The sequence below is a fragment of the Pantoea dispersa genome (genome assembly GCF_014155765.1).
Taxonomy (GTDB): domain Bacteria; phylum Pseudomonadota; class Gammaproteobacteria; order Enterobacterales; family Enterobacteriaceae; genus Pantoea; species Pantoea dispersa.
This window is the reverse complement of record NZ_SCKT01000001.1, coordinates 150,183-175,506: the sequence shown is the minus strand read 5'-3', so window position 1 is coordinate 175,506 and position 25,324 is coordinate 150,183. Positions and strand designations below refer to the sequence as shown.

The 25,324-nt window shown below is 56.2% G+C and carries 23 protein-coding genes, 1 pseudogene and 1 other annotated feature; of the genes and pseudogenes, 8 read left to right on the top strand and 16 right to left on the bottom strand.

The genetic code is table 11. From position 1 onward, the window contains the following. Positions 1-3: 3 nt before the first annotated feature. Together H7K56_RS00900 and araD are read right to left on the bottom strand one after the other, a co-directional pair. Positions 4-870, bottom strand: coding sequence for a crotonase/enoyl-CoA hydratase family protein (locus tag H7K56_RS00900; RefSeq protein ID WP_021505954.1), 867 nt, complete (start codon positions 868-870; stop codon positions 4-6). 293 nt (positions 871-1,163) lie between these two features. After that, a complete protein-coding gene (gene araD / locus H7K56_RS00895) occupies positions 1,164-1,862 on the bottom strand; it encodes an L-ribulose-5-phosphate 4-epimerase (RefSeq protein WP_150360540.1) in 699 nt (232 codons plus the stop codon). Positions 1,863-2,245: 383 nt separating this feature from the next. On the opposite strand from araD, the gene osmB reads away from it, so the two are divergent. After that, entirely contained in the window at positions 2,246-2,461 is a 216-nt protein-coding gene (gene osmB, locus H7K56_RS00890) for an osmotically-inducible lipoprotein OsmB (protein ID WP_150360541.1), read from the top strand. A gap of 69 nt (positions 2,462-2,530) precedes the next feature. On the opposite strand, the gene yciH is transcribed toward osmB, so the two are convergent. From yciH to pgpB, 5 genes are all read right to left on the bottom strand, one after another. Next, complete coding sequence (gene yciH / locus H7K56_RS00885; RefSeq protein WP_150360542.1) at positions 2,531-2,854, bottom strand: stress response translation initiation inhibitor YciH; 324 nt, start codon at positions 2,852-2,854, stop codon at positions 2,531-2,533. Beyond that, a complete protein-coding gene (gene pyrF / locus H7K56_RS00880; RefSeq protein WP_021505950.1) occupies positions 2,854-3,561 on the bottom strand; it encodes an orotidine-5'-phosphate decarboxylase in 708 nt (235 codons plus the stop codon). The genes yciH and pyrF overlap by 1 nt, the downstream gene beginning before the upstream one ends. A 205-nt stretch (positions 3,562-3,766) precedes the next feature. Beyond that, complete coding sequence (lapB, locus tag H7K56_RS00875; protein ID WP_058758617.1) at positions 3,767-4,936, bottom strand: lipopolysaccharide assembly protein LapB; 1,170 nt, start codon at positions 4,934-4,936, stop codon at positions 3,767-3,769. A 6-nt stretch (positions 4,937-4,942) separates the two neighbouring features. Beyond that, on the bottom strand, positions 4,943-5,248 hold the full coding sequence (locus tag H7K56_RS00870; RefSeq protein ID WP_058771279.1) for a LapA family protein: 306 nt from the start codon (positions 5,246-5,248) through the stop codon (positions 4,943-4,945). 126 nt (positions 5,249-5,374) lie between these two features. Continuing rightward, on the bottom strand, positions 5,375-6,139 hold the full coding sequence (pgpB, locus tag H7K56_RS00865; protein WP_150360543.1) for a phosphatidylglycerophosphatase B: 765 nt from the start codon (positions 6,137-6,139) through the stop codon (positions 5,375-5,377). A 230-nt stretch (positions 6,140-6,369) separates the two neighbouring features. Between pgpB and ribA the strand changes: the two genes are divergently transcribed. Then, the gene (gene ribA / locus H7K56_RS00860) at positions 6,370-6,963 is read left to right on the top strand and encodes a GTP cyclohydrolase II (protein WP_058758620.1); all 594 of its coding nucleotides are present in this window, start codon (positions 6,370-6,372) and stop codon (positions 6,961-6,963) included. A gap of 86 nt (positions 6,964-7,049) precedes the next feature. Here the strand turns inward: ribA and acnA are convergent, their stop codons facing one another. From acnA to topA, 5 genes are all read right to left on the bottom strand, one after another. Further along, entirely contained in the window at positions 7,050-9,731 is a 2,682-nt protein-coding gene (acnA, locus tag H7K56_RS00855) for an aconitate hydratase AcnA (protein ID WP_150360544.1), read from the bottom strand. A 437-nt stretch (positions 9,732-10,168) separates the two neighbouring features. Beyond that, positions 10,169-10,345: a YciX family protein gene (locus tag H7K56_RS00850; RefSeq protein ID WP_170264748.1), complete on the bottom strand. Its 177-nt coding sequence runs from the start codon at positions 10,343-10,345 to the stop codon at positions 10,169-10,171. Positions 10,346-10,348: 3 nt separating this feature from the next. Then, complete coding sequence (locus H7K56_RS00845) at positions 10,349-10,507, bottom strand: YmiA family putative membrane protein (RefSeq protein ID WP_071813666.1); 159 nt, start codon at positions 10,505-10,507, stop codon at positions 10,349-10,351. A gap of 492 nt (positions 10,508-10,999) precedes the next feature. After that, positions 11,000-11,974, bottom strand: coding sequence for an HTH-type transcriptional regulator CysB (gene cysB, locus H7K56_RS00840; RefSeq protein WP_021510116.1), 975 nt, complete (start codon positions 11,972-11,974; stop codon positions 11,000-11,002). Between the two features lie 193 nt (positions 11,975-12,167). Next, complete coding sequence (gene topA, locus H7K56_RS00835) at positions 12,168-14,765, bottom strand: type I DNA topoisomerase (RefSeq protein WP_058774627.1); 2,598 nt, start codon at positions 14,763-14,765, stop codon at positions 12,168-12,170. 370 nt (positions 14,766-15,135) lie between these two features. On the opposite strand from topA, the gene H7K56_RS00830 reads away from it, so the two are divergent. Continuing rightward, a complete protein-coding gene (locus H7K56_RS00830; RefSeq protein WP_132462435.1) occupies positions 15,136-15,384 on the top strand; it encodes a YciN family protein in 249 nt (82 codons plus the stop codon). 26 nt (positions 15,385-15,410) lie between these two features. On the opposite strand, the gene sohB is transcribed toward H7K56_RS00830, so the two are convergent. After that, positions 15,411-16,457 carry a protease SohB gene (sohB, locus tag H7K56_RS00825; RefSeq protein ID WP_150360545.1) on the bottom strand — a complete coding sequence of 349 codons (1,047 nt, stop codon included), beginning with the start codon at positions 16,455-16,457 and terminating at the stop codon, positions 15,411-15,413. A gap of 174 nt (positions 16,458-16,631) precedes the next feature. On the opposite strand from sohB, the gene H7K56_RS00820 reads away from it, so the two are divergent. Further along, entirely contained in the window at positions 16,632-17,396 is a 765-nt protein-coding gene (locus tag H7K56_RS00820; RefSeq protein WP_150360546.1) for a YciK family oxidoreductase, read from the top strand. Next, the gene (cobO, locus tag H7K56_RS00815) at positions 17,393-17,980 is read left to right on the top strand and encodes a cob(I)yrinic acid a,c-diamide adenosyltransferase (RefSeq protein ID WP_021510111.1); all 588 of its coding nucleotides are present in this window, start codon (positions 17,393-17,395) and stop codon (positions 17,978-17,980) included. Before H7K56_RS00820 ends, cobO begins: the two co-directional genes overlap by 4 nt. 32 nt (positions 17,981-18,012) lie before the next feature. Here the strand turns inward: cobO and rluB are convergent, their stop codons facing one another. Next, the gene (gene rluB, locus H7K56_RS00810) at positions 18,013-18,891 is read right to left on the bottom strand and encodes a 23S rRNA pseudouridine(2605) synthase RluB (RefSeq protein ID WP_059011621.1); all 879 of its coding nucleotides are present in this window, start codon (positions 18,889-18,891) and stop codon (positions 18,013-18,015) included. Between the two features lie 818 nt (positions 18,892-19,709). On the opposite strand from rluB, the gene H7K56_RS00805 reads away from it, so the two are divergent. Next, positions 19,710-20,366: a S1 family serine peptidase gene (locus tag H7K56_RS00805; RefSeq protein WP_181444749.1), complete on the top strand. Its 657-nt coding sequence runs from the start codon at positions 19,710-19,712 to the stop codon at positions 20,364-20,366. Here H7K56_RS00805 and H7K56_RS00800 read toward each other — a convergent pair whose 3' ends face one another. Next, complete coding sequence (locus H7K56_RS00800; RefSeq protein ID WP_021510107.1) at positions 20,367-20,987, bottom strand: L-threonylcarbamoyladenylate synthase; 621 nt, start codon at positions 20,985-20,987, stop codon at positions 20,367-20,369. A gap of 12 nt (positions 20,988-20,999) precedes the next feature. Then, a complete protein-coding gene (gene rnm, locus H7K56_RS00795; protein WP_088517175.1) occupies positions 21,000-21,884 on the bottom strand; it encodes an RNase RNM in 885 nt (294 codons plus the stop codon). A 155-nt stretch (positions 21,885-22,039) separates the two neighbouring features. Beyond that, positions 22,040-22,144, top strand: a sequence feature (Trp leader region). Positions 22,145-22,167: 23 nt separating this feature from the next. On the opposite strand from rnm, the gene H7K56_RS00790 reads away from it, so the two are divergent. Both H7K56_RS00790 and trpD read left to right on the top strand, forming a co-directional pair. Further along, positions 22,168-23,730: an anthranilate synthase component 1 gene (locus H7K56_RS00790; RefSeq protein WP_031280219.1), complete on the top strand. Its 1,563-nt coding sequence runs from the start codon at positions 22,168-22,170 to the stop codon at positions 23,728-23,730. Next, positions 23,730-25,323, top strand: a pseudogene (gene trpD, locus H7K56_RS23265) (bifunctional anthranilate synthase glutamate amidotransferase component TrpG/anthranilate phosphoribosyltransferase TrpD). Before H7K56_RS00790 ends, trpD begins: the two are co-directional and overlap by 1 nt. The last annotated feature ends 1 nt before the right edge of the window (position 25,324 follow it).

Genomic DNA, 25,324 nt, shown 5'->3' with positions numbered 1-25,324 from the left:
CTGCTAACCGGCTTTACGCAATGATGCGCTGTGACGATTTTGCAGCTGTACCAGACGTTCCATGTAGGCAATATCTTTCGGTTCCAGCGTGAAAGCATAGTCGACCCAATCCTCAGTAATATCCATCAGTTCTGCCCGTGACAGCTGCAGCACGCGCTGTCGCGCTTTCAGCATGGCACGGACTCCATTCAGTTTTGGCCGCAGCGTATCGATGAAGGTACGCGTGGTGCGGTAGCTGTCACCGGGCTGGAATACTTTATCGACCAGACCACGGGTTTCATACCACTCTGCGCTGTGCGACTCCCCTTCACAGATCAGCTCTTCGGCCAGCTTCATCCCGGAGCGGCGCGCGACCAGCGAGTAGCCGCCCATGCCGGGGAACAGGTTGAAGGCAATTTCCGGGAAGCCCATACGTGCACTGTTCTGCGCCAGAATGAAGTGGTGCGCCAGCGCTGCTTCAAAACCGCCGCCTAAGGCACTGCCCTCAATCATCGCCAGCGTCACTGCGCCGGTATCAAACCCCCGAGCCGCTGAATGGATGCAGTCAACACAGGCGCGGGCGTAGGCGCGCAGTGCTTCACGGCGGTTGTTGCGAATGCATTCGACAAAGAAACGCAAATCGCCCCCGGCGTTAAACATCTGCGGCACCAGCGATCCGGTCACCCAGAAATCAATCGGCAGACCGGAACGCTGGGCTGCGTAGCTCAGGTTCATGATCTCCTCAATTAATTCGTGGTTGAAACTGGGGCGCGGCTGAGCGCGCAGCATCATCCACATGGTGTGTCGACCTTCCTCATAATAGGCGGCGAGCTGTGTGGTTTGGCCGACTTCGGTAAACAGGCGGCAGGTTGGTTGGTTAATTACTGTCATCGTCTCATCCTCTATTTATGTGATGCGTTAAACGCCACATCAGCGTAATGCAGAGTGAGGCCAGACCAAATGAGAGTTTGATTTATAACGTAAAATCCAGAGAGATCCCCGAGCCCCTGCCTGAGGAAAGATTAGCGGGCTTACTTAATGACGGCGCAACAGCCGGCAAGCGCATAAATACGCTTAACGCATAGTGAATAAATCACAGCATTAACAGTCCCCGTCTCGTCCGGGCACGCAATCCCCTTAAATAAAAAAGGCACCCGCCGGTGCCTTGAGAAAACATCACGCGCTCAGCCTTGCCCGTACCAGGCGCTCTTCCCGTGCTTGCGCAGATAGTGCAGGTCAAGCAGGGTCTGAGCGATAGGCGGCAGCTCCGCGCGCAGCTGCTCAGTGTGCAGCGCCATATAGGCCACCTCTTCCAGCACCACCGCACTGTGCACCGCGCTATGTGCATCTTTACCCCAGGCAAACGGCCCGTGGGAGTTCACCAGCGCAGCAGGAATCGCGCCGGGCTCGATGCCGCGCTGCGCAAAGGTTTCAATGATGACCTGGCCGGTGTGCCATTCATATTCCTGCTCAATCTCTGCCCGCTGCATGGCACGGGTGCAGGGAATGGTGCCATAAAAATCATCAGCGTGCGTGGTGCCCCACGCCGGAATGTCCCTGCCCGCCTGCGCCCAGATGGTGGCGTGGCGCGAATGGGTATGCACGATGCCGCCAATCTCCGGCCACGCCAGATACAGTGCGCGGTGTGTCGCGGTATCCGAGGATGGCCGCAGCTGGCCCTCCACGACATTGCCGCTTTCCAGTTCGACCACCACCATGTCGTCGCGCTGCATCTGCTCATATTTAACGCCCGAGGGTTTGATCACCAGCAGCCCGCGCTCGCGGTCTACCGCGCTGACATTGCCCCACGTAAAGGTCACCAGGTTGTAACGCGGCAGGTCGAGATTGGCCTCCAGAACCTGCTGTTTCAGCGCTTCCAGCATTGTGTTTTCTCCGCCATACAGTCATCACTGAATTGTGCGGAGCCACCGGTAAAAACGTTATGGAGGGAATGGCTGGATTAGCAGCGGAAAGTGGCTAAAGCGGGCAAAGTGTGGGGTTTGATACGGGATCCGGATGCGGACACCACGTCAGGATTTCAGAGTTTTCTTTCTGCATACACATCCGCTTACGCCTAGAATTATCTCAAGCCTGCGGCGGTACCAAAATGGTCTTTGCCAGCAGCGTGAACAACGCGCGCTAAGGGCTGCGCGCCAGCGTGCAGGCTGAAGGAAAAGCACCGCCTGAGTGCATTGGGCGAACAACTTCAGGGCGTAACATCTATACTTAACGAGTTGCCTCTGAGCAAACCATCAAGGAGATGTCCATGACTACAACAATGAAACGCGTGACGGTTGCCGTGCTGGCAACGGCGTTAGTGGTGGCCCTGAGCGGCTGTTCCAACTGGTCAAAACGTGACCGCAACACGGCGATTGGCGCCGGTGCCGGTGCTATTGGTGGATCGGTGCTCACCAACGGCAGCGCGCTGGGTACCGTCGGTGGCGCTGCGGTGGGCGGCATTATTGGCCATCAGGTTGATTAATAATAATATTGTAGCAGGCTACGCAGCGCATCTACGTCACATCGGGCCACCTTGCGTGGCCCGCTTTCATTAACCACCCGCCAGCTTAACCTTCATGCCTTTGGCTTCCAGCAGCGTTTTAAGCAAATCGCGCTTATCGCCCTGAATCTCAATCACGCCCTCTTTCAGCGCCCCGCCGCAGCCGCACTTCTTCTTAAGCTCGGCCGCCAGCTTTGCCAGCGCGTCATCATCGAGATCGATGCCGGTGATCAGGCACACGCCTTTACCTTTACGCCCGCTGGTCTGGCGCTGAATGCGCACGATGCCATCGCTTTTCGGTCGCTGCGGTTTCTCTTCGCTATGTGTAATACGGCCGGTTTCGGTGGAGTAAACCAGCGGATTGTCCTGAGCCATTAGCCCTCCTGTAAACTGTGCAGGATTTGCTGCAGCGTCTGCGCCGGATCGGCAGATTGGGTGATCGGTCGCCCAATCACCATGTAATCCACGCCGGCCTGTTGTGCCTGCTGCGGCGTCATGATGCGACGCTGATCGCCGGCCTCGCTACCCGCCGGGCGAATACCCGGCGTGACCAGCGCAAAATCCTGCCCGATAACCTGTTTGAAGTGCGCGGCTTCCTGCGCCGAGCACACCACACCATCAAGACCACACTCGCGCGTCAGCCGTGCCAGACGCTCAGCCTGCTGCGCCGGCGATAAGGTGATGCCAAGACCTTTGAGATCGTCTTCGTCCATGCTGGTCAGCACCGTAACCGCAATCAGCAAGGGCGCATCACTGCCAAACGGCAGTAGCGCTTCGCGCGCCGCATTCATCATCCGCGCCCCGCCGCTGGCATGCACGTTGACCATCCACACACCGAGATCTGCTGCCGCCGCGACCGCATGCGCCGTCGTGTTCGGGATGTCATGAAATTTGAGATCGAGGAATACCTCGAAACCGCGCGCCTGCAACGTCTTCACCAGCGACGGTCCAAACAGGGTAAACATCTCTTTACCCACTTTCAGACGGCACTGGCCCGGATCGATACGGTCAACGAACTGCAGTGCGCTATTGAGATCATGATAGTCGAGTGCCACCAGAATCGGTGAGTGAGTAACAGGCATAACGTTTCCTCAGAGGCTGGCACCCGCAGGCGCGATGGACAAACGGCAAGCATTCTACCCGTGCAACCCGGCCACGACAACGTTGCGACGGTGATTGCCTTGCTGATTGACGAGCTGATGCACAGTGTTTATGCGTGGATGATAATCCCTCTATTAGTATGTTGTAACTACTATGCGTTATGAATAATCACCGAACGCGGCCAGCTTACTGGCCGTCGAGCCCGCGAATCGGTTTAACGGAAGACCAGGCGCGGCACGATGGGCAGTGCCAGTAGAGGGCGTGCGCGGTGAAGCCACACTTCTGGCAGCGGTAGCGCGGTTTAGTGCGAATCTGTTCGCCAACCATGTCGCGCAGCACCATCAGACTCTCTTTGGCGCGGCCATCTTCTGCCTCGTGCAGGTGGAAATCCATCAGACGATGGAACACGCGCATGGTGGGATGGCGTTGCAGCTGACGGTTAATGTAAAGCTGAGCCGCTTCCGGCCCCTGCTGCTGCTCCAGAATGTCCGCCAGATAGAGTTCCGCCGCGGCACCGGTGTTCTCTTCAACGCAGCGTTGCAGGAACTGCGCCCAGCTGTCAGGCTGCTCCAGTCGCTGATAGCAGGTTTCGAGCATCGGCAGCGTTTCGCTCACCAGTTCTTTGTCCTGCTCCAGCACGCGCTGCAGCCGCTGCGCCGCTTTCGCGTATTCGCCCTGCTCCATCAGAATACGTCCCATCATGATGGAAACGCGCGCGCTTTGGTGGTCGGCCGCTTCACCCTTTTTCAACAGGCTCATGGCACGATCGAGGTCGTCACTGCTCAGCGCCTGCAGCGCCAGCTCGCAGTAGAAGTGGGCGATTTCGCCCTTTTGCTTATCTTTGCCGAGTTTTACCAGCCGCTCCGCCACCTCGATCGCTTTCTGCCAGTCACTGGTCGCCTGATGAATCAGCAGCAGTTGCTGCAGCGCGCTGATGCGAAAATCGGTTTCATCGATCAGCTGACTGAACATGTCTTCGGCGCGATCGTACAAGCCGGCGGCCATGTAGTCGCGTCCCAGCTGCTGAATGGCCAGCAAACGCTGATCGTAGGTAAGCGACGCGCTTTCCATTAACGACTGGTGGATGCGAATGGCGCGGTCGACTTCGCCGCGCGAACGGAACAGGTTACCGAGCGTCAGATGGGCTTCAACGGTGCCGCTGTCCTCTTTCAACATATCGAGGAACAGATCGACCGCTTTATCCTGCTGATTAGAAAGGAGAAAGTTGACCCCTGCCACGTATTCGCGTGACAGACGGTTAGCTTCCTGTTGCTTATCCTGTTGCGCACTGCGGCGGCCCATATACCAGCCGTACGCCGCCGCGACAGGAAGAAGCAGAAACAGCAATTCAAGCATCGAACATTAATCCCGACGCACTGCAGTGGAGGTGCTATTTACCGCAGCAGATTGTTCATTTTGCGCCTGCATACGTTTCAGTTTGCGCTGTGCATGCGCCAGCGAAACACGAATGCGCAGCCAGAACAGGCCACAGATCGCCCAGCCCAGCAAAAATCCGGCACCAAACAGGCAGGCCAGCAAGGTTGAAATGCGGAATTCGCCCTGCGCCAGCAGATAGTTGAAGGTGACAATCTGGTCATTATGCGCTCCGAGCGTGACGGAGATGATGAAAATGACCAAAACCACGAGAAAAATCAGCAAATATTTCACAATGCGTCCTGTCGTGAGGTTATCCGGTAGAGTATGCCAAAAAAGTGCCGCCGTTGCTGCTTATCCGCGCAGCAGTTAGTGCCCTTTCTGCAAGTACAATCAATCATATGGGGGCAAAGGGAGAAATTACAATCCGTCATCGCGCCCGGCAATCTCACGCTGCTCTTCCGGCGGCACGCTGAGCGGGCCACAAAAGCGCTGCGCCAGCCAGGTTGCCAGCGTCACCAGCAGCCACGAGATTAGCGTCGCGACCACCAGATCGCGCGGCCAGTGCATGCCCAGTACCAGCCGGCTGCCCATGACCAGCGTAGCCCAGACAAACAGCACCACCACTGTGACAACGTGCCGGCGCGGCCATAACAGGCCAATCACCAGCAGCGCCCAGCTGGCGGCAAACATGGTATGGCCAGACGGAAAAGCAAAGCCCGTCTCAAACGCCCAGTGATTTTTTAACCAGGCGGGCAGCTTTGTGTCATTGGCGAGCAAGGCGGACACCATTTCGCCGCGCTGCTGCCGTTTCAGCTGATAAAACTGCTGTTCGTTGACGCCGTGGCTGTGCTCAAGCCAGATCACATACGGCCGCGGCTCCTGCACCTGCTCTTTAATAAAGGTTTTGGTCGACTGACCAGCAAGAATCGCGCCGTTCATGATAATCAACAACAGAATGGCCGGCCGGAGGCGAAAGCGCAGGCACCACAATACCCAGCCGCTCAGAATCAGGCTGGTCAGCGTGCCCCACGGACTGGTGACGGTTTCGGTGATCCAGAACAGCACGCGCAACAGATGCCCGCTCTCCCCCGGTTGCCACTGCCAGCCGGAAAGCCATACGCCCAGCGGCATCAGCAGTAATAAAAACGCGCCCAGCGTGGTGCGTTGCACAATTTTTAACATTTCGTCCCTTTATTGTTTCACGACCTGACAGGCGTATTGCATAACTTTAGTTGAAAAAAGAATAACATACCCGTTGCGGCTTAGATAATTGTGCTTTATCACTACAATCACTCTGACTGATTAGCGGCCCTGGTTCAGGTTGTGGCACAATATCGGCAGTTTCGTCGGGCCAGTCGGGCCCGTGCGTTATCATGATGATAGCGCATCCTCTGAAGGTTCTGGAGAGTCACATGCAGCTGAAACGGGTAGCAGAAGCCAAACTGCCCACGCCATGGGGAGATTTCCTGATGGTTGGTTTTGAAGAACTGGCAACCGGCCACGACCACGTCGCGCTGGTTTATGGTGATATTAGCGATCACAATCCGGTGCTGGCGCGCGTCCACTCCGAATGTCTCACCGGCGATGCGCTGTTCAGCCTGCGCTGCGACTGCGGCTTCCAGCTGGAAGCGGCGCTGACCGCCATTGCGGAAGAAGGACGCGGCGTGCTGCTGTACCATCGTCAGGAAGGCCGTAACATCGGGCTGCTGAACAAAATTCGCGCCTATGCGTTGCAGGACAAAGGCTACGACACGGTGGAAGCAAACCATCAGCTGGGCTTTGCCGCCGATGAGCGTGATTTCACCCTGTGCGCCGACATGTTTAAACTGCTGGGCATCAATGAAGTGCGTTTGCTGACCAACAATCCGCGCAAAGTGGAGATCCTGTCAGAAGCGGGTATCAATATCGTTGAGCGCGTGCCGCTGATCGTTGGCCGTAACCCAAAAAATGCGCACTATCTCGATACGAAAGCCGAGAAGATGGGACATCTGCTGCCGAAATCGTAACGCGGCGGTGCGCGCACGCCATAGCGCCCTCGCATCATGCATTTTCAGCGTCAATTAATAAAGCCGGGCATGCCCGGCTTTGTTTTTTAGTTGAGCATATTGCGTATCACGTAATGCAGGATGCCGTCGTTCTGGTAATAGGTCAGCTCATTACCGGTATCGATACGACAGCGGGTTTCCAGCGTCTGCTGACTGCCGTCAGCCCGCGTCAGCGTTACCGGGACGCTGCAGCCGGGCTGTAGCTGCGCCAGATTTGCCACGTCGATCCGCTCTTCCCCGGTCAGCTGTAGCGTCTTACGCGTCACGCCCGCCGGGAACTCCAGCGGTAAAATGCCCATGCCGATCAGGTTAGAGCGGTGAATACGCTCGAACGATTCGGCAATCACCACGCGCACGCCCTGCAGACGCGGACCTTTCGCCGCCCAGTCGCGGCTGGAGCCGGAGCCGTACTCTTTCCCGGCGATCACTGCCAGCGGCACGCCCTCCTCCTGATACTTCATCGCCGCATCGTAGATAGCCAGCTGTTCCTGGCTCGGATAGTGCCGGGTATAACCGCCCTCGACACCAGGCACCATTTCGTTGCGAATACGGATGTTAGCGAAAGTACCGCGCATCATGACTTCGTGGTTGCCGCGTCGTGAGCCATACGAGTTGAAGTCGTTACGCTCAACGCCGTGCGCCAGCAGATAACGCCCCGCCGGACTCTCCGCTTTAATGCTGCCAGCCGGGGAGATATGGTCGGTTGTCACCGAATCACCGAGCATCGCCAGGATGCGCGCGCCGTGAATGTCCTGCACCGGCTGCGGCGTTTTTTCCATATCGTCAAAGAACGGTGACAGACGAATATAGGTGGAGCCTTCGTCCCAGTCATAGGTAGCGGCTTCGCTGACTTTGATCTGCTGCCACTCGGGCGTGCCGTCGAACACCTCGGCGTACTCTTTATGGAACATGTCGCTGGTAACTTTCTGCACCGAGGCGGCAATCTCTTCCGGCGATGGCCAGATATCCTTCAGATAGACGTCATTGCCCTGTTGATCCTGACCGATCGGATCAGTCTGCAGGTTGATCTTCATATTGCCCGCCAGCGCATACGCCACCACTAGCGGCGGAGACGCCAGCCAGTTGGTTTTCACCAGCGGATGGATGCGCCCTTCGAAGTTACGGTTGCCGGACAACACGGCACCCACCGTCAAATCGCCCGCTTTGATCGCGCTTTCGATCTCATCCGGCAGCGGGCCGGAGTTACCGATGCAGGTAGTGCAGCCGTAACCCACCAGGTTAAAGCCCAGCTCATCAAGATACGGGGTCAGTTGCGCCACGGCGAGATAATCCGACACCACTTTTGATCCTGGTGCCAGCGAGGCTTTTACCCAGGGTTTGCGCATCAGCCCGCGCTCGACGGCTTTTTTCGCCAGCAGGCCAGCCGCCATCAATACGCTGGGGTTGGAGGTGTTGGTACAGGACGTAATCGCCGAAATCACCACGGCGCCATCATCCAGCTGGATGCGGTCGCCGGTTTCACTGTCCAGATAGCTGACCGTTTTATGCGGCTTCTGCGCGTGATTCACTTCCAGCTCGTTACTGGCTTCAAAGGCCGCCGGTACGTCGCCGAGGGAGACGCGGTCCTGCGGACGTTTCGGACCGGCGAGGCTCGACTCTACCTCTGCCATATCCAGCGCCAGCGTGCTGGTGAAGATGGGCTCATCGCCCGGTTTACGCCACAGCCCCTGCTGTTTTGCATAGGCTTCCACCAGCTCAACCTGCTGCGCATCGCGCCCGGTGAGCGTCATGTAGCTGAGCGTTACTTCATCAATCGGGAAGAAACCGCAGGTTGCGCCATATTCCGGTGCCATGTTGGCGATGGTTGCGCGATCCGCCAGCGGCAGATCGGCCAGTCCGTCACCGTAGAATTCGACAAACTTACCGACCACCCCGTGCTTGCGCAGCATCTGCGTCACGGTTAATACCAGGTCGGTGGCGGTGATACCGGGGCGCAGTTTGCCGGTCAGCTTGAAACCCACCACATCGGGAATCAGCATTGAAACCGGCTGGCCCAGCATGGCGGCCTCAGCTTCAATGCCGCCTACGCCCCAGCCAAGCACGCCCAGGGCGTTAATCATGGTGGTATGAGAATCGGTGCCGACCAGCGTATCCGGATAAGCCACTTCTTTGCCGTCCAGCGTTTCATGCCAGATGGCTTTACCGAGGTACTCCAGATTGACCTGATGACAGATACCGGTGCCCGGCGGCACGACGCGGAAACGGTTAAAGGCTTTTTGCCCCCAGCGCAGGAAAACGTAGCGTTCGTGGTTGCGTTCCATCTCCAGGCGCACGTTTTCTTCAAACGCATCGTCATCGCCAAAGTGGTCGACCGTGACCGAGTGGTCAATCACCAGATCGACCGGTGACAGCGGGTTAACTTTCGCCACATCACCGCCCAGCCGCTTAACGGCTTCACGCATCGCCGCCAGGTCAACCACGGCCGGTACGCCGGTGAAATCCTGCATTAACACGCGCGCCGGACGATAAGCAATTTCGCGATCGGCATGTGCAGTTTGCTGCCACGCCACCAGCGCCTGAATATCTGCTGCCGTTACGGAATCTTCATCCTGCCAGCGCAGCAGGTTTTCCAGCAGAACCTTAAGGGATTTTGGTAAGCGATCGATATCACCGACCTGCTGAGCGGCTTTCGGCAAGCTGTAGTAATGATATTTTTTTGCCCCTACTTCCAGCGCATCCTGACTCTGCTCACGTAACGTTAACGACATAACTCCTCCTTTTATGGGCTCTTCTGCTAAACCTCAGAGAGTGCAAGGTTTAGCTTAAAGATAGACCACATTTTCGTTAACGTTTTGATAACAACACGAATTGACACACAAAACCGCAACGAAAAATGCCCTGACTAGTGTCAGGGCATTCAGAAAGCGTTAACTGGCAGGATTAGCGAATTACAGGACGGCCCAGACGGCCGCAGCCCAAAAGGCCATTGAGAAGGCATAAACGCTGAGCCATGAAAAAGTTGTGGTATTCATCTGTCACTCCTCCCGGATCGCGGGCAACAAAAAGCCATCGTCTTCAGCGTTGTACTGATGACACCGTTTTTTTAGATGCTGAGTGTTAAAGGACGGGCTTTTAACGTGCCCACCGGAGAGTCCGGTAAAAATGCGCGACAGTATGTCTTAATAAGAATTGGACGCAGACTGCGTTATTTAGACTTCGGATCCATGAATGATTCAATAAAGCTGCGCTGCTGTTCACTCAGTTCCCAGGAAGCCGGGATTGCCACTTGCGGTTCAGCAGGCGCTTCTTTGGCTTTGCACACCGGTGCTTTGGGCTGACGCGCAGCGACCGGAAATTTACGACTGAGTGTATTTGCCCACATTGCTTAACCCCACATACGCCAAATCATTAACGCCACCACTACCCAGAACAGTGCTGAAGCAGCGAAGACAGTCAACCAGGCTTTGCGACGGATGTTACCTGAACGCTCTACCTTAGTGCTTTTAGCCCGGAAGTCCGGTTGTACAGTTAATCTCGTAGTCATAGTTTTTGATAATCACTCTCAATAAAACGATTGATAACAACGATGAAGATTTAGGACGAATCCTAAACTTGTTAAGTCCAAAAATCCAGTTATTTTTATTGAGCACAACGATTAACGCTATTTATCAAAACCGCCAAAACTGATGAGATAAATTTAAGCACGCTGCAAACTATTAATTTAATAGTTACATTGTAAATTTGGCTTAAACCAAAATTAGATCCACTCTAAATTTGAGTTTAATTTAACGAGCCAGTTAAAAAGCCCTTTCTCATCAGCTCTTAACTGGAGTATGGGAATATTCCTGGCAGTCCGCAAAGCGGCAAAGTAAAAATTGTGTACTGATTCGCATTTAATAAATAACAATGAAAAAACATGTGACGTATGTTTCATTTACAAAAAAATAATGGAATTTTTTGAGGTTCTGCTGGTGCTAAGCGGCGGGAGGTGTGCGGGAAGTCGCTGGACATCCCGCAAAAATAATGAGTTAGGTGATTACCTGAAAGGAAGCTTGATATCACGGAACATCGCTTCGATATCTTCGTTTGAACGCAGCGCCACAGCGGCGTCCACCACGTCTCGCGTCAGATGCGGTGCGAAGCGCTGAATGAAATCATACATATAGCTGCGCAGGAAGGTGCTGCGCCGGAAACCAATCTTGGTGGTGCTATTGGTGAAGATTTCTGAAGCTTCAATGCGCACCAGATCCGGATCGGAAACCGGGTCCACCGCCATGCTGGCAATCACCCCAACCCCCAGGCCTAAACGCACGTAGGTTTTGATCACGTCGGCATCGGTTGCGGTAAAAACAATACGCGGCGTTAAACCGGCACGGTTAAACGCAGTATCCAGTTCTGAGCGGCCGGTAAAACCGAAGGTGTAAGTTACCAGCGGGAAATCAGCCAGCTCCTCAATCGACACATTGGATTTCCCCGCCAGCGGATGATCCGGCGTGACCACAATGGCACGGTTCCAGTGATAGCACGGCAGCATAATCAAGTCGTCGTACAGGTGCAGCGCTTCGGTGGCAATGGCGAAATCGGCATTGCCTTTGGAGACCGCCTCAGCAATTTGTGTGGGCGAGCCCTGATGCATATGCAGGGAAACGCGCGGATAGCGTTCGATAAAACCTTTGATTACGCCAGGCAGTGCATAACGCGCCTGAGTATGGGTCGTGGCCACGTACAGCGATCCTTTATCTGGCCAGGTGTGTTCACCGGCAACCGATTTGATCGCATCCACTTTGGACAAAACTTCGCGGGCAATACGGATAATCTCTTCACCCGCTGGCGTCACCTGCGTCAGATGTTTGCCGCTGCGGGCAAAAATCTGCACGCCCAGCTCATCTTCCAGCATGCGCACCTGCTTACTGATGCCCGGTTGCGAGGTATACAGCCCCTCTGCCGTGGAGGAGACATTGAGGTTGTGGTTAACGACTTCAACGATGTAACGCAACTGCTGCAATTTCATAGTTATATCTTCCCGATAGCGACAGAGGTGCATTCCCTGCAGGCGTGTATCCGCCCTGATGGCGTAATAATGAGGGAAAGCGAGTCAGCAAAATGCAATAAGCTATAACTACTATATCAGTTAACGTAAGAATGTAGAACGATTAGCTATAAGGATGGGAAAAAGGCCAGCGAACGCTGGCCTGTAGGGGTGATTACTTCTTCGCTTCCTGCCACTTACCGTCGATATAGAAAACCGACCAGCCGGTCGCTTTGCCCTCTTTTTCTGAGGCAACATACTGCTGTTTGGTCTTACGGCTAAAACGCACCAGCGTTTTATTGCCTTCCGGGTCCACTGCCGGCGCTTCGGCCAGATACTTCAGTTTCTCCGGCAGACGATCAGCAAAGCGCTGCAGTTCTTCCACCAGCGGCGCACGGGTTTCACGCGATTTCGGGAAGGTATTAGCGGCCAGGAACACGCCTGCAGCTCCGTCACGCAGCACAAAATACGCATCCGATTTCTCGCACGGCAGCTCCGGCAGCGGTACCGGATCTTCTTTCGGCGGCGCAACTTCGCCGTTACGCAGAATCTTACGTGTATTTTTACACTCGTCGTTAGTACAGGCCATGTACTTACCAAAACGCCCCATCTTCAGGTGCATTTCAGAGCCACATTTTTCGCACTCAACAATCGGACCGTCATAACCTTTAATACGGAATTCACCCTGCTCGATTTCATAACCGTCACACTCCGGGTTATTACCACAGACGTGCAGTTTACGGCCGTTATCGATCAGGTAGCTGTCCATCGCGGTGCCGCACTTCTGGCAGCGACGACGGGCGCGCAGCGCGTTGGTTTCGGCATCATCGCCTTCCAGCACGTTAAGCACTTCGTTTTCCGGGATCAGGTTAATGGTCTGCTTGCAGCGCTCTTTCGGCGGCAGTGCATAACCGGAACAGCCCAGGAACACGCCGGTGCTGGCGGTACGAATCCCCATTTTGCGTCCGCAGGTTGGGCAGTCGATGGAGGTCAGCACCATCTGGTTCGGCTGCATGCCGCCCTCTTCCGGATCTTTCTCCGCCTGCTCCAGCTGCTGGCTGAAATCACTGAAGAATGAATCCAGCACCGCTTTCCATTGCGCTTCGTTATTCGCAACCTGGTCGAGACTGTCTTCCATGTGCGCGGTGAAATCATAATTCATCAGCTCACGGAAGTTCTCTTCCAGACGATCGGTAACAATCTCCCCCATCTTCTCGGCGTAGAAACGGCGGTTTTCCACCCGCACGTAACCGCGATCCTGAATGGTGGAAATGATCGAAGCATAGGTAGACGGACGGCCAATGCCACGCTTCTCCAGCTCGCGTACCAGCGAAGCTTCGCTGAAGCGCGCCGGTGGCTTGGTAAAGTGCTGGCCCGGCAGCAGGGATTTCAGATCCAGCGTGTCGCCTACGTTCACCGGCGGCAGCGTCAAATCTTCATCATTTTTACGCAGCGCCGGCATCACTTTGGTCCAGCCGTCAAAACGCAGCGTACGCCCTTTCGCTTTCAGTTTGAAATCTGCCGCGCCGACGGTCAGCGTGGTGGAATCATATTGCGCAGGCACCATCTGGCAGGCCACGAACTGGCGCCAGATCAGCTGATACAGCTTCTGCGCATCCGCTTCCATATCCTTCAGCTGCTCGGCGGCAACGTTGACATCAGAAGGACGAATCGCTTCGTGTGCTTCCTGTGAATTCTCTTTGCTGGCGTAGGTGTTGGGCGCATCCGGCAGGTAGTTCTTACCGAATTTTTTCTCCACGTAGCCACGCGCCATCGCCACCGCATCCTGACTCAGGTTGGTGGAATCGGTACGCATATAGGTGATGTGACCCGCTTCATACAGACGCTGCGCCATCATCATGGTTTTCTTCACGCCAAAACCAAGGCGGGTGCTCGCCGCCTGCTGCAGCGTCGAGGTGATAAACGGCGCCGACGGTTTGCTGCTGGTCGGCTTGTCTTCACGATCCAGAACGGCGTAACGCGCCTTTTCCAGGATGGCCACGGCCGCTTCGGTTTGCTCGCGGTTCACCGGGCGGAACGCTTTATCGCCCTGATGCGTCACCCTGACCGCCAGCGCATCGCCTTTCGGCGTCGACAGATCGGCGTCAATTTCCCAGTACTCTTCCGGTACGAAGGCTTTGATTTCGCGCTCGCGCTCCACCACCAGGCGCACGGCAACCGACTGCACGCGTCCGGCCGACAGGCCACGGGCAATTTTTTTCCACAGCAGCGGTGAGACCATATAGCCCACCACGCGGTCCATAAAACGACGCGCCTGCTGCGCATTGACGCGCTCAATATTCAGTTCGCCCGGCTTCTCGAACGCCTGACGGATCGCATTTTTGGTGATTTCGTTAAACACCACGCGGCTGAAGCGTTTGTCATCGCCGCCGATCACTTCCCGCAGGTGCCAGGCAATGGCTTCCCCTTCGCGGTCAAGGTCGGTTGCGAGATAGATGTGGTCGGCATCGGCAGCCAGGTTCTTCAGTTCGGAGACGACTTTTTCCTTGCCGGGCAGAATCTGATAGTCCGCTTCCCAGCCGTGCCACGGGTCAACGCCCATGCGATTAACCAGCGCGGCCTTTTCATCTTTCTTTACTTTCTTGCCGGTTTTCGCCTTTTCCCCGTCGGCACTTTTACGGGCCGTTGAACCACTGGTCGGCAAATCACGGATATGACCGACGCTGGATTTCACCACGTAGTCATTACCGAGGTATTTATTGATTGTTTTGGCCTTTGCCGGGGACTCAACGATGACGAGTGCTTTACCCATATGTACCTTTACCTAATTGAAACGTCCTGATAAACGGGAGAGGATTGGCAGCCCCAAAACCCAATGGGTTCAATATTGCTGCTGACTTTTTGCTTTTCAAGCCAGCGGGGACAATCTCTGGTCAGATTGCATCGGCATTTGCAACTTGATGATTAAGAGCGAGTTTTCCGTCTGACGGTATCACACATCCTGGTGTGATCTCCCTGAAAGCTGAATCGCCCACACTCTACCTGATAAAATCTGTTACGCAACTTAATTAGCATTCTGTTTAATTTCTCGCCAGTTTTCTGACCGAACGCTGATTTGCTGAACGCACCGACAGGCAAGTAATATAGAAGGAGAAAATTCGCTGTCAAAAAAGAGGTGAAAAATGTCAGCAGAAACGGAATCCATTTCACGCCAGGCGCTACTGGAAATCGCTAATCAGCTCATTCAGCAGCACGATGAATATTTTGCTGGCATGGAAGCCACTGAGGTGATTCAGCAGGGCGAGGTTCTGGTGTTTCGCGGCCCGTGGTTCCTCGACGATGAAGGGTTGCCGACCGCCAAAACCACGGCGGTGTTTAACGTGTTTAAGCACCTTGCCGTGGTGCTCTCCGCGCAGTATCACCTGGCATAAAAAAACCCGGCCTTCGCCGGGTTGCTTCACAACAGCGGTTTATCACCGCGCTGCCAGATTTTCAGAATCAGCCGCTCGGCTGCAACGCTCGCACTGTGGGTCACGCGATCAATCATCTTTTTCTTACGCGCGAAGTGCACGCCCAGCACGCTAAAACGGTCCATACGCGCAATGATCAGCGCATCGCTGGTACCAATCTCATCAATTAGCCCCAGATCCAGCGCCTGACGGCCATACCAGTGTTCGCCCGTCGCCACTTTGTCCAGATCCAGCGCCGGACGCATCTGATGCACAAAATCTTTAAACAGCTGATGGGTTTCATTCAGGTCTTCCTGAAACTTCTCCCGCCCTTCCTCGGTATTCTCACCAAACAGCGTCAGCGTACGCTTGTACTGGCCGGCAGTGTGCAGCTCCACATCAATATCGTTGCGCTTCAGCAGACGGTTAAAGTTGGGGATTTGCGCCACCACGCCGATAGAACCAATGATGGAGAACGGCGCCGCCACGATGCGATCCGCGACACAGGCCATCATGTAGCCACCGCTGGCGGCAACTTTATCCACTACCGCCGTCAGCTGCAGCCCCGCATCACGCAGACGTTGTAGCTGCGACGCGGCCAGGCCATAACCGTGCACCACGCCACCGGGACTTTCCAGCCGCAGCAGCACTTCATCACCCGGCTGTGCCACCGCCAGCACCGCAGAGATCTCTTCGCGCAGCGAGCTGACTTCGCCGGCGTCCATACTGCCTTTGAACTCCAGCACATAGAGAGTCGGCTTCGCCGCTTCAGTTACACCGGTTTTGGCATTGCGCTTTTCGGCTTTGGCTTTCTGTTTCTCTTCTTTCTTATGCTGCTTCAGCCACACTTTTTGCGCCTGCGGCTTCATCTTCGCCAGCTGCAGGTCCTCTTTCATCTCACGATAGGCTTCGTCGAGATGGGTTAAGCGCAGCTGACCGCCGCTGTGACGTTTACGCAGCGCGGCATTTAGCACAATCAGTACAATAGCTGCGATCGCCACCACGACGGTGACGGCCTTGGCCAGAAATAATCCATAGCTGGAGAGTAAATCCATTCTGCCGCCTTATTAAACAGTGAATTACAGTCAAACCCTGAGTTTACCCGCTTTGATGCCATTCGTCGCCTGAAATGCCGGCAGGCGGCACAGAATGCGCGTTGCGGCGATTGCACCTTGCGCCAAATTGAGGCATAAAGCCAAAAAACCCTCTGACCTGCAAAGGACATCGCTGTGCATTATCAACCGAAAAGCGACCTGCTGGACAATCGCATCATTCTCGTGACCGGTGCTTCCGACGGCATCGGCCGTGAAGCCGCCCTGACCTATGCGCGCTACGGTGCGCGCGTGATTCTGCTCGGCCGCAATGCCACCACGCTGCAGCAAACCGCTGAGGCGATTAGTCAGCTCAATAAACAGCCCGCGGCTACGCTGCTGCTGGATCTGGCGCACGCCACACCGGAAAGCTGCCAGCAGCTGGCACAACAGGTTGCCGCGCTGGTGCCGCGGCTGGATGGTGTGCTGCATAACGCCGGCATTCTCGGTGAGATCGTGCCGCTGGCGGAACTCGATCCGGCGGTCTGGCAGCAGGTGATGCAAATCAATCTCGACGCCACCTTCTATTTAACGCAGGCGCTGCTGCCGCTGCTGCTGAAATCCGACGCCGGTTCGCTGGTGTTCACCACCTCCAGCGTGGGCCGCACCGGCCGCGCAGGCTGGGGCGCGTATGCCGTGTCGAAATTCGCCACCGAAGGCATGATGCAGGTGCTGGCCGATGAGTATAAAAACCGCCATCTTCGGGTGAACTGCATCAATCCCGGCGGCACGCGCACCAAAATGCGTGCCAGCGCCTTCCCGGAGGAGAATGCCAGCCTGCTGAAAACCCCGGCCGACCTGATGCCGCTCTACCTCTATCTGATGGGCGATGACAGCCGCCGTAAAACCGGCATCAGCTACGATGCACAACCGGGGCGCAAGCCGGGACCGGCCAGCGCATGAGCGATCGTCACCAGCAACGCCAGCAGCGGCTGAAAGAACAGGTTGACGCCCGCATCGCCGCCGCCACCGAAACGCGCGGCATCCTGATGGTGTTTACCGGCAACGGCAAAGGTAAAACCACCGCCGCTTTTGGCACCGCGCTGCGCGCCTGCGGCCACGGTAAAAACGTGGCTGCCGTGCAGTTTATTAAGGGCGAATGGCCCAATGGTGAACGTAATCTGCTGGCGCAGCACGGCGTGGAGTTTCAGGTGATGGCCACCGGCTTTACCTGGGAGACGCAAAACCGTGCCAGCGATACGGCCGCCTGCCAGCAGGTGTGGCAACACGCCAGACGCATGCTGCAAGACGCGTCGCTGGATCTGGTGATACTGGATGAAATCACCTACATGGTGAGTATGGATTATCTCGATCTGGATGAGCTGGTCACTGCACTGCAGCAGCGTCCGCCGCAGCAAAGTGTGATCATAACCGGGCGCGGCTGTCACCGCACGCTACTGGAACTGGCGGATACCGTCAGCGAGATGCGTCCGGTCAAACACGCGTTCGACGCTGGAATTCAGGCACAGCAGGGAATCGACTGGTAAAACTGACGCCGCAGGCGCGGCGTCAGGGAGCATCAGGAACCGCGTTTATTACTGTTGCGACGCGGGCTGTTATTGCTTACCGCGCTATGACGTTTCACCGCCCGGCGGATTTGGTTCGCTTTGGTGCGGCGACGATCTTTCTCGACCGCCACTTTGGTCACCGTCTCTTCCGGCAGTCCCACCAGCTTACGCAGGTAGTTGACCGCCGGCAGTTCCATCTCCATCCAGCCGCCGCGCGGCAGACCTTTTGGCAGCTGAATATCGCCGTAGCGCACGCGCATCAGACGGCTAACCTGCACGCCAACCGCTTCCCACAGACGACGCACCTCACGGTTACGCCCTTCCGTCAGGGTGACGTTGTACCACTGGTTAATGCCTTCGCCGCCGGCGAATTTGATGGTTTTGAACGCTGCCGGGCCGTCTTCCAGCTGCACGCCCTTGCTCAGCTGACGCACTTTTTCGTCATCCACTTCACCGAATACGCGCACTGCGTATTCACGCTCAACTTCGCGGCTTGGGTGCATCAGGCGGTTGGCCAGCTCACCGTCGGTGGTGAACAACATCAGACCGCAGGTGTTCACGTCCAGACGGCCGACGGCAATCCAGCGTGAACCGCGCAGGCGCGGCAGACGATCAAATACTGTTGGGCGCCCTTCCGGATCGTTGCGCGTGCATAGCTCACCTTCCGGTTTGTAATACGCGAGTACGCGACACACCTCGGTGGCCGATTCAGCAATCGATACCAGATGGCCATCAATACGGATTTTCAGGGTTTTGTCATTTTCGATGCGATCGCCCAGCGTCGCCAGTTTGCCATCGACGCTGATGCGTCCGGCTGAAATCATTGCTTCGATTTCACGGCGAGAACCGTGTCCGGCGCGCGCTAATACTTTTTGTAATTTCTCGCTCATGGAGCTGCCTCGTTGTCGCCTTCCCAGGCGTCGTGGTAATGAAGAGGTAAGATACCGGCGTTACCAGGTCCCGTATCAGAATCTGTGACCGCTTCGCGCCAGGTGCCAGCGCGGACGGCCGGAGATTTTACACCAGCTACAGTTTCGTTAACACCTTTTCCTTTTCTGCCGATAATAAAGCGCCTGTGATCCGGAGGCTGAAGCGGGCAGCAAGGTCATTGATTCAGATTTCTGATTGATTTGCGTAAAGAGCGTAATGATAGCCTGCGCAACCCGCTGAAATTACGCCGTTTTGCCTGAGACCGTTTATTTATTTAATGTTGCGCCGATTAGTGCCGCAATAGATTAAAGAGGCTCACCAGTCTGTTACCCGCAGCGTTCCCGGCCATGCCGCAGTTGTGCAAACAGAAAATCGGCACAAAACACCAAAATCAGCACAAAGAACTAAACAATGGTGTTAGTAAAGCTTATTGCAGCCAGCAGAACCAGCTATACAGCGGATTGGCGCTGCAGGTTGGATTAAGTCTGTATTTTCGCTTTTATTTGATAAAGATTAAATATGATGAATTGTTCTGCCGCGAAAACTGTGTAAAATTTAATCCTGAATTCGGCTAAGCAGTATCAGAAATTATTTTAATTACTTTTTATAAGCTTCCAAACAACAAGCCATTAACAAATAATGGTACAGCTGGCCTGATAATATAATCCGGCGCGCACGGGAAATGGCGCGCTAATCGTTTCACGGATTGAATTTAATTTGTCTGTCGAAAGTCTTCACCAGGGATTTTGCTGACGGACATTAAATGAAGACCGCCATCATGAGAACCTCCCTGCTTTGGCCGGCGCTTGCAGCGCTGGCACTGAGCGGCTGTTCCGTGGGCCATACTGAGTACAGTCGTACGGCGCTGCAGCACGTGGATATGAGCGTGACCGGCATCCCGACGGTACTGGGTTTGGGCATCCTCGGTACAACCATTCCGTTAACGCCGGAATACAGTCTGACTGCCGCGCACGTGGCCAAAACCGCCGTGCAGCGCGTGAAGGCTTATCACCCCTATTGCGACGTCGCGATTATTTATCATAAAAACAGCCCGGATACGCTGGCGAAATTCCGCAGCAGCGCGGTGGGCGAGCCAATTAAAATGTATGGCTACAGTTTTATTTCCGCGATGCCGGTCGAGTCGAGCGGCGTTAATCTGGCGCGCACCGCCATTAATAATCGCTGGAATAAAAAGCCCTGCATGGCAATGGCTTCCGATGCCGGTGTCGTTCAGGGGATGTCAGGCGGCGCTGTCTATAATGCCGACCAGACAATCAGCGGGGTGATTGTGGGTTACAGCCATGAAATTGCTAACGTACGCAGCAAAAAAGTCATCTTAAAAGATGTCTCGCTGTACATTCCGTACGGCGATTTCAAACGCTGGCTGGAAGCCAATATTGGCCAGACGCCACAAACAGCGCCCGGCCCGGCGTAATTACAGGAACGGGCGGGTATCGCCTGCCCCTTCACGCACGATGACGGGCGCATCGCTGGTGAGATCGATCACGGTGGTTGGCTGCTGGCCCAGCGTGCCGCCATCGATAATTAAATCCACCAGCTTGCCGATGCTGTGCTGGATCTCTTCCGGATCGGATTCAGTGAAGTCATTACCTGGCAGCATCAGTGAGGTCGACATCATCGGCTCATTGAGGCGTTCCAGCAGCGCCAGCGCCACCGGATTTGACGGTACGCGCAGGCCGATGGTTTTACGTTTGTCGTTCATCAGACGACGCGGCACTTCTTTGGTGGCCTTCAGAATGAAGGTGTAATTGCCTGGCGTATTGTTTTTCAGAATGCGAAACGCGCTGTTATCCACCTGCGAATAGGTCGACAGCTCAGAAAGATCGCGGCACATCAGGGTAAAGTTATGGTTACCATCGAGCTGACGAATGCGGCAGATACGCTCCATGGCATTCTTCTCTTCCAGACGGCATCCCAGCGCGTAGCCGGAATCGGTCGGATAGACAATAACGCTGCCTTTATTGAGATAATCCACCGCCTGATTAACCAGACGCGGCTGCGGATTTTCCGGATGAATGTGAAAAAGTTGACTCATAAAAACCTCATATCACCCATCAACGTGCGATCTGACCGGCGCTAAAGCGGGAAAACGCTCCCAGACCGGCTCCACGCCGCCCGGCAGCCATAGCTTGCGCCCCAGTTCAATCCACGGACAGGGTTGGTGAAAATCGGACCCCTGCGAAGCCGCCAGCTGATTATCGCGCGCATAGCTCGCCAGCTGGGTACGTTCATTCGGTGCCTGCTGACACTGCGCCACTTCCATCGCATCGCCGCCTTCTGCGGCAAAATGCGCAATCAGTCGCTTCAGCCATTTGGCCGACAGCCCGTAGCGCGCAGGATGGGCCAGTACCGCCACGCCACCAGAATGATGAATAGCATCAATGGCTTGTTTAATTGTACACCATTGTGGTGGCACGTAGCCGGTTTTGCCGCGCGCCAGATAGTTTTTAAATACCTGCGCCATGTTATCGGCTTTGCCCAGCTCTACCAGATAGCGGGCAAAATGCCCGCGGGTAATCACCCCGCCCTGCGCCAGACGCTGAGCGCCGGCCAGTGCGTCAGGAATGCGCGCGCGCTCCAGCCGTTCGGCAATCAGTTCTGCACGTGCCATACGGCACTGGTGCTGCTGCGCCAGAAAAGCAGTTAACGCCGGATGCTGCGTATCAACGTTGAGTCCGACAATATGAATTTCGTGGTTTTCCCACAGCGTCGACGCTTCCACACCGGCCAGTACCCGCAGCGGTAGCTGAAGCTGCTGCACCGCCGCCTGCGCTTCGGCAACGCCCGCCACGCTGTCGTGATCGGTAATCGCCAGCACGCCGACGTGCATCTCAACGGCGCGCTGCACCAGCGCGGTCGGCGTCAGCAAACCGTCAGAAGCCTGGGTATGGCTGTGTAAATCATAAAGTGGAAAACGGGCGATATCTGACAAGGTCACTCCAGCGACTGCATTAAACCGGCTGGCATGATAACGATTTTGCCCGTAACTGAAAAAGGGTATTGACTTTTTTCACCCGAACCAGTTAACTAGTACACAAGTTCACACGTAACGGGTATTTAATCATGGCTCTTATCGGTACGCATGTTAATGGTTGGTGGCGCGATGATCCCTTTCACGGGCGACGTCGTCATGCACATTTTGCGTAACCGCAGTGCAGATACCTGAGCCCGCCACCGAGCGGGCTTTTTTTTGAGCGAAATTCAGAGAATCCATTATGGCTAATGCGAAACCTACATTGAAGTTGATTACCGGTACCGCGCCCTACCGCGAAGATCCGGCCGCAGTGTTTCATCAATTATGCGGCGCACGTCCGGCAACTCTGCTGCTTGAATCTGCCGATATCGACAGCAAGCAGAACCTGAAAAGCCTGCTGATTGTCGACAGCGCGCTGCGCATCAGCGCCCTGGGCAATGTTGTTACCCTGCAGGCGCTGTCGGAAAATGGCCGCGCGCTGCTGCCGCTGCTGGACGAAGCACTGCCCCCCGAGGTGCGCATCGCCGTTCGCCCGGACGGACGTGAGCTGCATTTCACGCCGGTTGAGGGTCTGCATGATGAAGACTCCCGCCTGAAGGCGCTGTCGGTGTTTGATGCGCTGCGTCTGATTCCGCATCTGGTAAACAGCCCGGCCGAAGAACGTGAAGCCATGCTGCTGGGCGGCCTGTTTGCCTACGATCTGGTGGCGGGATTTGAAGATCTGCCGCCGCTGCGCAATGACCAAAGCTGCCCGGACTACTGTTTCTACCTCGCCGAAACGTTACTGGTGATCGATCATCAGCAGCGCAGCGCCCGTCTGCAGGCCAGCCTGTTTGCGCCGTCCACCAGCGAGTTTCAGCGTCTGCAGAGCCGTATTGAACAGCTGCACGGTCAGATGACGCAGCCAGCGCCAGCGCTGCCGGTGCAGCGCGTCGAGCAAATGACGCTGAGCACCAGCCAGAGCGATGAAGCTTACTGCAACGTGGTAAGCGAACTGCAGCAGGCCATTCGCATCGGCGAAATCTTCCAGGTGGTACCGTCGCGCCGCTTCTCGCTACCGTGCCCGTCACCGCTGGCGGCTTACGATACGCTGAAAAACAGCAATCCCAGCCCGTACATGTTCTTTATGCAGGATCAGGATTTTGCGCTGTTCGGCGCTTCGCCGGAAAGCTCGCTGAAGTATGACGCCAGCTCACGCCAGATCGAAATCTACCCGATTGCCGGTACGCGTCCGCGCGGTCGCCATGCGGATGGCTCGCTGGATCGCGACCTGGACAGCCGTATTGAACTGGAAATGCGCACCGATCATAAAGAGCTGGCTGAGCACCTGATGCTGGTGGATCTGGCGCGCAACGACCTGGCGCGTATCTGTGTGCCCGGCAGCCGTTACGTGGCGGATTTAACCAAAGTGGACCGCTACTCGTTTGTGATGCATCTGGTGTCCCGCGTGGTAGGCACGCTGCGCAACGATCTTGATGTGCTACACGCCTATCGCGCCTGCATGAACATGGGCACGCTAAGTGGTGCACCGAAAGTGCGTGCGATGCAGCTGATTGCGGAAAAAGAAGGCACGCGGCGCGGCAGCTACGGCGGCGCGGTCGGCTACTTCACCGCCAGCGGCGACCTTGATACCTGCATCGTCATCCGCTCCGCCTGGGTGGAAGGTGGCGTCGCCACCGTGCAGGCTGGTGCCGGCGTGGTGCTGGATTCTCAGCCTCAGGCTGAAGCGGATGAGAGCCGCAACAAAGCCCGCGCGGTATTGCGCGCCATCGCTACTGCCCATCACTGCAAGGAGATTTTCTGATGGCCGATATCCTGCTGCTCGATAATATCGACTCCTTTACCTACAACCTCGTTGATCAGCTGCGTACTTTTGGCCACAACGTGGTGATTTACCGCAACAACGTCCCGGCAGAAGTGCTGATCGACCGCCTGCAGCAGATGGAAAACCCGGTGCTGATGCTCTCACCCGGCCCTGGCGCACCGAAAGATGCCGGCTGCATGCCGCAGCTGTTACAGGCGCTGCGCGGTCAGCTGCCGATCATTGGTATCTGTCTCGGCCATCAGGCCATTGTCGAAGCTTACGGCGGGCACGTCGGCCAGGCGGGCGAAATTCTGCATGGTAAAGCCTCCGCCATTACCCATGATGGCGAGGCAATGTTTACCGGCCTCAGCAACCCGCTGCCGGTGGCGCGTTACCACTCGCTGGTGGGCAGCAATACGCCGGCGGAACTGACGGTTAACGCCAGCTACAACGGCATGGTGATGGCGGTGCGTCACGAAACGGACCGCGTGTGCGGCTTCCAGTTCCATCCTGAGTCGATTCTCACCACGCAGGGCGCACGTCTGCTGGAGCAAACACTGGCCTGGGCGCTGGCGAAATAACAGGGAGATGATGATGCAAACTATTCTGGAAAAACTGTATCAGGCGCAAACGCTGAGCCAGGCCGAGAGCCACCAGCTGTTCAGCGCGATTATTACCGGACAGCTGGAGCCGACGCAGCTGGCAGCGGCGCTGATCGCCATGAAAGTGCGTGGCGAGCGCCCGGAAGAGATCGCCGGTGCCGCCTCTGCGCTGCTGGCCGATGCCAGACCTTTCCCGCGTCCGGACTATACCTTTGCCGATATCGTTGGCACCGGCGGTGATGGCAGCAACAGCATTAATATTTCAACGGCCAGCGCCTTTGTCGCCGCCACCTGCGGGCTGAAAGTGGCCAAGCACGGCAACCGCAGCGTCTCCAGCAAATCCGGATCTTCCGATCTGCTGGCCGCTTTCGGTATCAATCTCGACATGCCGGCACAGCAGGCACGGCAGGCGCTGGACGATCTCAACGTCTGCTTCCTGTTTGCGCCGCAGTATCACAGCGGTTTCCGCCACGCGATGCCGGTGCGCCAGCAGCTGAAAACCCGCACGCTGTTTAACGTGCTGGGTCCGCTGATTAACCCGGCGCGCCCACCGCTGGCGGTGATTGGCGTCTACAGTCCGGAACTGGTGCTGCCCATCGCCCAGACGCTGAAAGTGCTGGGCTACCAGCGTGCTGCCGTGGTGCACGGTGGCGGCATGGATGAAGTGGCGCTGCACAGTGCGACCCAGGTCGCTGAGCTGCGTGACGGCGAGATCACCAGCTACCAGCTGACGCCGGAAGACTTTGGCTTCAGCTTCCAGCCGAAAGAGGCGCTGGCCGGCGGCACACCGGAAGAAAACCGTGACATTCTGACGCGTTTGCTCCAGGGTAAAGGCCAGCCCGCCCACGAGCAGGCCGTTGCGGTAAATGTCGCAATGTTGCTGAAAGTATTCGGAAATGAAGATTTGCGCGATAACGCTGAGCGCGCCATGGCTGCCATTCGCAGCGGTCAGGCGTACGAGCGCGTTGTGGCACTGGCAGCGAGAGGATGAA